Source organism: Micromonospora sp. AMSO12t (assembly GCF_008806585.1).
Lineage (GTDB): Bacteria > Actinomycetota > Actinomycetes > Mycobacteriales > Micromonosporaceae > Micromonospora > Micromonospora reichwaldensis.
In genome coordinates this window covers 1-7,717 of sequence record NZ_WAAS01000285.1, presented here as the reverse complement: position 1 = coordinate 7,717, position 7,717 = coordinate 1, and the positions used below count along the sequence as shown (strand labels likewise).

Below are 7,717 nucleotides of genomic sequence, written 5' to 3'. Positions count from 1 at the left end.
ACGCCCGGCGCCCCGCCGGTCCCCGTCTGGACGCCGGAGCGGCCCCGGCGGGCGAAGGACGCCATGGACCCTAAGACCACCGGATAACGTCCATGGCGTCCTGATCATCGGGGCACCACCAGCAGCCCGGGCACGGGCAGCGCAGCGGATGGGGGCGTACTGCGGCGGTCTGCGGCGGAGCGGGGCGCGCCGCGAGGCACAATCGTTCCCATGCCGCGACGTGTCACCCCCGCCCTGCTCGCCTCTGCACTGCTCACCGCCGGTCTGGTCGGCTGCTCCGACGACGCCGGGCCGGCCCCGCAGGCGGCAGGCTCCCAGGCGGCTCCGCAGGTGACGGCCTCGGCGCCGCCCGCACAGGCGGCCGGCCCCACCCCGCAGGTGCCCGTCGGTACCGCACCCGAGAAGGCCTTCGCCGTCGGCGTACGGCAGCTGAAGCTGAACCGCGACGGGAAGCGCCCACTGCCGGTGACCGTCTGGTACCCGGCCGCCGGAAAGCCCGGCGGGCAGCCGGAGCGGTCGGCGGACGCCGCCACGGGGAAGTTTCCCGTGGTGATGTTCAGCCACGGGTTGAGCGCCCGACCGGCCGACTACGAGACGCTGCTCACCCGCTGGACGGCGGCCGGGTTCGTGGTGGCCGCGCCGACCTTCCCGCACACCGCGCGGGGTGGCGACGGCAACGTGCTCGACGTGCTCAACCAGCCGGCCGACGTGTCGTACGTGCTGACCCAGGTCCTCGCCCTCGACGGCAAGGACGGCGACCCGCTGCGCGGCCGGCTGGCCACGGACCGGGTGGCGGCGGCCGGGCACTCGGCCGGCGGGGTGACCACCATCGGCCTGTTCACCGCCGGCCGGGACGAACGGCTGGACGCCGGGGTCGTCTTCGCCGGCACGGCGCTCGGCGTCGGCACCGCCTTCGCGGGCGCCGCCGCCCCGCAGCTCTTCGTGCACGGCGAGGCCGACGAGGTGGTCGAGTACGCCGCCGGCAAGGCCGCCTACGACAGGGTGCCCTGGCCGAAGGCGATGCTGAGCCTGCCGAAGGGCGACCACGGTCGGGCGCTGCTCAGCGACGGCGCCTCGCTGCGGGTGGTCTCGGACACCACGGTCGAGTTCCTGCGCTGGTCGCTCTACGGCGACCAGGCCGCCAAGGGCCGCATCCCCACCGACGCCGCCCGCGACGACGTCGCCACCCTCGACAACCGCCTCTGACCGACGGTGGCCTCCCTGGCCGGGAAGGCCACCGGACCCGGCGACACCGACGGTGGCCTCCCGACCGGGGAGGCCACCAGGGGCCCGCTCGTCGCGGGCCCGACGGCGACGGCGGGCCTCAGGCGGTGTGGTCGACGACGACCTTGCCGAAGACTTCGCCGGAGTGCAGGCGGGCGAAGGCGTCGGCGACCTCGCCGAACGGGAGCACGGAGTCCACCACCGGGCGCACGCCGCGCTCGGCGCAGAACGCGAGCAGGGCGGCCAGCTCGTCGGGGGTGCCCATCGAGGTGCCCAGGATCTCCAGCTGCATGGCGAAGACCCGGCGCAGGTTGACCTTCGGCTCGTGTCCCGAGGTGGCGCCGGAGACCACGATCCGGGCCATCGGCGCGGCGGACTTCAGCGAGTGGTCGAAGGTGGCCGCGCCGACCGTCTCGATCACCACGTCGACCCGTTCCGGCAGCCGGGCGCCGGGCTCGACGGCGGTGGCGCCCAGCTCGGCGATCCGTTCCCGCTTGGCGGCGTCGCGGCTGGTCGCGTACACCCGCTTGCCCATCGCGGCGGCGAGCGCGACGGCCGCGGTGGCCACGCCCCCGCCGGCGCCCTGGACCAGCACGGCGTCGGCGTCGTCGACCCGGCCCACGGTGGTCAGCATCCGCCACGCGGTCAGCCAGGCCGTCGGCAGGCAGGCCGCGTCCGTCGCCGCCAGGCCCGCCGGCAGGGCCAGCAGGTTCGACCGGGGTACGGCGACCCGCTCGGCCAGCGTGCCGGGGAAGTGCTCCGAGAGGATGGAGATGCCGCGCGGGTCGCCCGGGGTGGGGATGACCGGGTAGACGACGACCTCGTTGCCGTCCGGGTCCACCCCGACGGCGTCGCAGCCGAGGATCATGGGCAGCTGCTCGGCGCGCAGCCCCACCCCCCGCAGGGACCAGAGGTCGTGGTGGTTGAGGGAGCTGGCCCGCACCTGCACGGTCACCCAGTCGTCGGCCGGGTGGGTCGGCTCGGGCTGCTCGCCGACGGTGAGCGCGGCGAGCGGGTTGGCGTCGTCGAAACGGGAGACGAAGGCGGCACGCATGATCGGCACGGTAACAAGCCGAGCCCCCGGCAAGAAGGGCACCGACGCGAGGAAGGGCTCCTTCCTGTCGCCTGAGCGATAGGAAGGAGCCCTTCCTCACACGTTCAGCGGGTGACGCCGTCGCGGCGGGCGGCCTCGGCGACCGCCTCGGCCACCGCGGGGGCGACCCGGGGATCGAGCGGGGACGGGACGATCGCCTCGGCGGTGAGCGACTCGGCCACCACGCCGGCGATCGCGTCGGCGGCGGCGACCTTCATGCCCTCGGTGATCCGGGTGGCCTTGGCGTCCAGCGCGCCCCGGAACACACCCGGGAAGGCCAGCACGTTGTTGATCTGGTTGGGGTAGTCGCTGCGGCCGGTGGCGACGACCGCCACGTGCCGGGCGGCCACCTCCGGGTGCACCTCGGGCGTCGGGTTCGCCAGGGCGAAGACGATGCCGCCGGGGGCCATGCCGGCGACCGCCGCCTCGGGGATCTGCCCGCCCGAGACGCCGATCAGCACGTCCGCGTCGCGCAGCGCCTCGGTGATGTCGCCCTCGCGACCGTCGGCGTTGGTGGCCGCCGCCAGCTCGGCCTTGGTGCCGGTCAGTTCGGGCCGGTGCCGGCCGATGATCCCCTTGGAGTCGCAGACGACCACCTGGTCGGGGTTCACGCCGCCGGCGATCAGCATCTTCGTCACCGCGACCCCGGCCGCGCCGGCGCCGCTGACCGTCACCCGCAGGTCGCCGAGCTTGCGGTCGAGCAGCCTGGCGGCGTTGCGCAGGGCGGCGAGCACGACGATCGCGGTGCCGTGCTGGTCGTCGTGGAAGACCGGGATGTCCAGGGCCTCGTCGAGGCGGCGCTCCACCTCGAAGCAGCGCGGGGCGCTGATGTCCTCCAGGTTGATCCCGCCGAACGACGGGGCCAGCGCCCGCACCACGGCCACGATCTCGTCGACGTCCTGGGTGTCCAGGCAGACCGGCACCGCGTCGACGCCGCCGAACTGCTTGAACAGCACCGCCTTGCCCTCCATCACCGGCAGCGAGGCGCGCGGGCCGATGTTGCCGAGCCCGAGTACGGCCGAGCCGTCGGTGACGACCGCGACGGTGTGCGACGCCCAGGTGTAGTCGTCGGCGAGCGTCGGGTCGGCGGCGATCGCCTCGCAGACCCGGGCCACACCCGGGGTGTACGCGAGGGAGAGGTCCTCGCGGCTGGTCAGCGGGACGGTCGAGGCGACGGCCATCTTGCCGCCCCGGTGCAGTCGGAAGACGGGATCAGCGGGGTCCACGGTGGACGATGACATGGTGACTCCAGGATCTGTCGAGCAGACGGGGCGGCCGGCGCGGACGCGAGGTGAGGCGCCGAGCGGCGGCACGCGGTGCGGGGGTCACCCGGGCACGTCTGGAGCATAGTGTCGCCACCGTCACACCGGTGTGAGCGGGGTCATATCCGCTGTGGGCGCACCCGCGCGGGCCGGGGCCAGTAGCGGGCCACCACGCGGCCCCGCACGTCGGCCACCCCGTACGCCCGGGAGTCGTCGGTGACCAGGTCGTTGTCGCCGCGCAGCCACCACCCGCCGTCCTGGGCGCGGATCGCGCGCTTGACCACGAGCAGGTCGGGGCGGCTGCGGAAGACCGCGACCACGACGTCGCCGGGGCGGACCGCCCGGCCGCCGGGGCGGACCAGCACCGCGTCGCCGTGCCGCAGCGTGGGCGACATGGACGGACCGGTCACCAGCACGGCGGTCAGCGGCCACCGCAGCCGGGGGGCCACCGTCGGGTGATCGGTCCCCATTGGTTTCCCCTCCACCCGGCCTCCCCGGAGCGCGTCCAGGAGTAATGTCGTCTTGGATCATCGCAAACTTCCCATGGAGGATCCTGATGCGACTTCCGCGCATCCTTACGCCCCGCGTGACCGCCAGCGCCCACTGCGACCTGCCCTGCGGCGTCTACGACCCGGCCCAGGCCCGGATCGAGGCCGAGTCGGTGAAGGCGATCTGCGAGAAGTACCAGGCCAACACCGACCCCGAGTTCCGCACCCGCGCCATCCTGATCAAGGAGCAGCGCGCCGATCTGGTGAAGCACCACCTGTGGGTGCTGTGGACCGACTACTTCAAGCCGGCCCACTTCGAGAAGTACCCGCACCTGCACCAGCTGTTCAACGAGGCCACCAAGCTGGCCGGCGCCGCCGGCGCGAAGGGCGGCACCGACCCGTCCAAGGCCGACGAGCTGCTCCAGAAGATCGACGAGATCTCCAAGATCTTCTGGGAGACCAAGCAGGCGTGACCCTCACCGGTCCGCCGACGATCCGGCCGGCACGTCCCGAGGACGTGCCGGCCGTCGTCGTCATGGCGCAGGAGTGGGTTCCCCGCCAGCTCAGCGGGGCCGCCCCCGATCGCTCCCGCGGCACACGTGGCGGTCCCCACACGTTCGGGCGACCGAGCGGGTAGAGTCCCCGACCGGGGGGATGAGTGGTGACTCAACTGACCGGGCAGCCGACGACCGACGACGACGTCGTGCACCTCACCGTGCCCGCGGACGGGGGCTACCTCGGGGTGCTACGTACCGCCACCGCGGGGCTCGCGGCGCGGCTGCAGTTCGCCCTCGACGAGATCGAGGACCTGCGCATCGCCGTCGACGAGGCGTGCGCGATGCTGCTCGCCATCGCCACCCGCGACGCGGAGCTCGACTGCCGCTTCGCGGTCACGGACGACGCGCTCACCGTGGAGGTGACCGTGCCGACCGTCCGCGGCGCGACGCTCCCCGCCGAGTCGTCCTTCGCCTGGAAGGTGCTCACGGCGCTGACCACGGCGGCGGCCGCGACGGCCTCCGACGGCCGGGCCACCATCTCGCTGCTCACCCGCCGCGCCTCCGGCTACTGACCGGCCGCCCACCCGGCGCCGGGCCGCGCGGGCCCGGCGGGGTCACTCGAAGCCGAGGGCCCGGGTGGTGGGGGTGCTCACCAGCAGAGCGGTCATCCCGAGGCCGAGCGCCATCAGCGGTACGCCGAGCCACCCCATCCCGCCCTGGACCATGAACCAGCCGATGGGCAGCAGCATCAACTGGAGCACGATCGCCGGTGCCCGGGCTCCCGCCTTCCGGCGCGCCAACGCGCCGCCCAGCGCCCAGAGGGCCACCGCCGCGCCGATGGCGAACGCGGTCACGAGCAACGCCGACGTGAGGTCGGTGGTCGTGGCGGTGAGATCGGCCCAGAGCAGCCACGCGGCGACCAGTCCCACGGCGACCGCCTCGGCCCGCAGCAGCCGGACCGCCCAGCTGAGGGTGGCGGGGATCGGGTCGGAGTCGATGGTCACGCGCGCCACGATACCCGTGGTGGCGCGCGGTACAGTGCCGCCCATGCGGGCCGTCCTGGTGGTCAATCCGAAGGCCACCACCACCAGCGAGCGCAGCCGGGACGTCCTGGTCCGGGCACTGCGCAGCGAAGTCGACCTCTCCGTGCGCTACACCCGGCGACGGGGCCACGCGACCGACCTGGCGCGCGAGGCGGCCGAGGAGGGCGTCGACGTCGTCGTCACGCTCGGCGGCGACGGCACGGTCAACGAGGTCGTCAACGGCCTGATGGCGGCGCAGCCGCCGACCATACCCGCCAGCACCACGCCGGCCGAGCGGCTGCCCGCCCTGGCGACCGTGCCGGGGGGCTCGACCAACGTCTTCGCGCGGGCGCTGGGCCTGCCCCGGGACTGGCCGGACGGGACCAGCATGATCCTGGAGGGCCTGCGGCTGGGCCGCTACCGGACGATCGGGCTCGGCCGGGCCGACGACCGCTACTTCACCTTCTGCGCGGGCTTCGGCCTCGACGCGGCCGTCATCCACCGGGTGGAGCAGGCCCGCCGGCGGGGCCGGGTCTCGACGCCCGCGCTCTACTTCCGGTCCACCGCGGCCCAGTACTTCCTCAACTCCGACCGTCGCCATCCGGCGATCAGCCTGGAGCGCCCGGACGAGTTGGCGGAGGGCGAGCTGGCGACGGTCATCATCCAGAACACCGCGCCGTGGACGTACCTGGGCGACCGCGAGGTCAACCCGAACCCGGAGGCGTCGTTCGATCTGGGCCTGGACGTGCTCGCCCTGCGGCAGCTCCGGGTGGCCAGCACGACACGCACGGTGACGCAGTTCTTCTCCCGGACCCCGGATCCGCATGGCCGCCAGGTGCTGCGGCTGCACGATGTAGCGGAGTTCACCCTGGTCTCGGCCCGTCCGCAGGCGTTCCAGCTCGACGGCGACTACCTTGGCGAGCGGGAAAAAGTCAGATTCACATCCATTCCCGCCGCACTGAGAGTAATCTGCTAGGTCTCGGGTACTGCCCTAGGTCGACGCGGCCGCGACACCGGACCGATGCGACGGCCGCCACACCGAGGGGCTGTGCCGGAAATGTCAGCAATGTCACGCGGACTGTACTATATTGATCCTCGACAGTGGTACGCCGGGTAACCAGGAAGGCGCTGGAATCCGGACAAAGGGGTTGTGGGCTTGCTCACCGCCCGGAGTTTTTCCGAGCGTCACCCTTGACATCCCGGGCGTTCGTGAAAGTATTCACAAGCGAACTTGAGTTACCGGGACATTGTTTGGATAGGCTCGTCAGGTTGAGCTGTTCCAGCAGGTCCGCGGGGCCGACACAGCCTGCTCACGCACTGCCGAATAGGCGTACGCGAACCGTCACCATTCGGCGCTGCGGATGCATATAGGAAAAGCAACAGAAAGCAATCTCTGCCACCCACCCAGAATGAGGAGTGTTGCCGCCATGGACTGGCGTCACCATGCTGTCTGCCGCGACGAGGACCCGGAACTGTTCTTCCCGATCGGGACGTCCGGGCCGGCTCTCCTGCAGGTCGAGCAGGCCAAGGCCGTCTGCCGGCGCTGCTCCGTGACCGACCAGTGCCTGCAGTGGGCGCTGGAGTCCGGTCAGGACGCTGGCGTCTGGGGCGGGATGAGCGAGGAGGAGCGGCGGGCTGTCAAGCGCCGCGGTGGCCTCCGGGTGCTGCGCGCTCACTCCGCCTGATCCCCCACGCACCAGTCAGTACGCCCCGGCCGGGTACGCCCGCCGGGGCGTGCTGCTGTCCGAGCCTGTATTCGTGATCCGGATTCCGATCACGACCCGGCCGTGATCCCGGCCAACCGGCTCGCCGCGTCCACGCGCCGCAGGACCAGATCGGCCAGCTCCGGCGCGTCGGTCAGCGGGGCGGACACCGCCACCGCACCGGCGCCCCGCGCCGCCGTGGCGACGGCGTCGTGGAACAGGCCCGGAGCCAGGAAGTACGCCGACACCGCCACCCGCCCGGCGCCCCGCGCCCGCAGCCGCGCCACCGCCGCCGCGACGGCCGGCGGGGCCGCCGAGGCGTACGACACGCGGGTGGGCACGCCGAGACCGGCGCGCAGCGCGGCGGCCACCCGGCCCACCGACCCGCGCGCCCGGGCGTCCCTGGTGCCGGCCGCGGCCAGCACCAG

10 protein-coding genes are annotated in these 7,717 nt (G+C 73.2%); 5 read left to right on the top strand and 5 right to left on the bottom strand.

The annotated features are described in order from the left end of the window. Positions 1-210: 210 nt before the first annotated feature. Positions 211-1,206 (top strand): chlorophyllase, encoded by a 996-nt coding sequence (locus F6X68_RS27925; RefSeq protein WP_151457055.1) that lies wholly within the window; start codon positions 211-213, stop codon positions 1,204-1,206. 118 nt (positions 1,207-1,324) lie between these two features. On the opposite strand, the gene F6X68_RS27920 is transcribed toward F6X68_RS27925, so the two are convergent. The 3 genes from F6X68_RS27920 to F6X68_RS27910 all read right to left on the bottom strand — a co-directional run bounded on the left by F6X68_RS27920 (position 1,325) and on the right by F6X68_RS27910 (position 4,049). Next, the gene (locus F6X68_RS27920; protein ID WP_151457054.1) at positions 1,325-2,287 is read right to left on the bottom strand and encodes a zinc-binding dehydrogenase; all 963 of its coding nucleotides are present in this window, start codon (positions 2,285-2,287) and stop codon (positions 1,325-1,327) included. A gap of 95 nt (positions 2,288-2,382) precedes the next feature. Continuing rightward, a complete protein-coding gene (locus F6X68_RS27915; RefSeq protein WP_151457053.1) occupies positions 2,383-3,558 on the bottom strand; it encodes an NADP-dependent malic enzyme in 1,176 nt (391 codons plus the stop codon). Positions 3,559-3,698: 140 nt separating this feature from the next. After that, entirely contained in the window at positions 3,699-4,049 is a 351-nt protein-coding gene (locus tag F6X68_RS27910) for a S24 family peptidase (protein ID WP_151457052.1), read from the bottom strand. Positions 4,050-4,135: 86 nt separating this feature from the next. Between F6X68_RS27910 and sodN the strand changes: the two genes are divergently transcribed. Together sodN and F6X68_RS27900 are read left to right on the top strand one after the other, a co-directional pair. After that, positions 4,136-4,540, top strand: a complete 405-nt coding sequence (gene sodN, locus F6X68_RS27905; RefSeq protein ID WP_088998581.1) for a superoxide dismutase, Ni — start codon at positions 4,136-4,138, stop codon at positions 4,538-4,540. Between the two features lie 188 nt (positions 4,541-4,728). Continuing rightward, positions 4,729-5,136 carry an ATP-binding protein gene (locus F6X68_RS27900; RefSeq protein ID WP_132231108.1) on the top strand — a complete coding sequence of 136 codons (408 nt, stop codon included), beginning with the start codon at positions 4,729-4,731 and terminating at the stop codon, positions 5,134-5,136. Between the two features lie 42 nt (positions 5,137-5,178). Here the strand turns inward: F6X68_RS27900 and F6X68_RS27895 are convergent, their stop codons facing one another. After that, a complete protein-coding gene (locus F6X68_RS27895) occupies positions 5,179-5,568 on the bottom strand; it encodes a hypothetical protein (protein WP_151457051.1) in 390 nt (129 codons plus the stop codon). 43 nt (positions 5,569-5,611) lie between these two features. Between F6X68_RS27895 and F6X68_RS27890 the strand changes: the two genes are divergently transcribed. Next, positions 5,612-6,562, top strand: coding sequence for a diacylglycerol kinase family protein (locus F6X68_RS27890; RefSeq protein WP_132231106.1), 951 nt, complete (start codon positions 5,612-5,614; stop codon positions 6,560-6,562). Between the two features lie 451 nt (positions 6,563-7,013). Beyond that, entirely contained in the window at positions 7,014-7,271 is a 258-nt protein-coding gene (locus F6X68_RS27885; protein ID WP_007072794.1) for a WhiB family transcriptional regulator, read from the top strand. Positions 7,272-7,360: 89 nt separating this feature from the next. Here the strand turns inward: F6X68_RS27885 and F6X68_RS27880 are convergent. After that, positions 7,361-7,717: sirohydrochlorin chelatase (locus F6X68_RS27880; RefSeq protein ID WP_305069298.1), on the bottom strand; the 357-nt coding region annotated here is incomplete at its 5' end.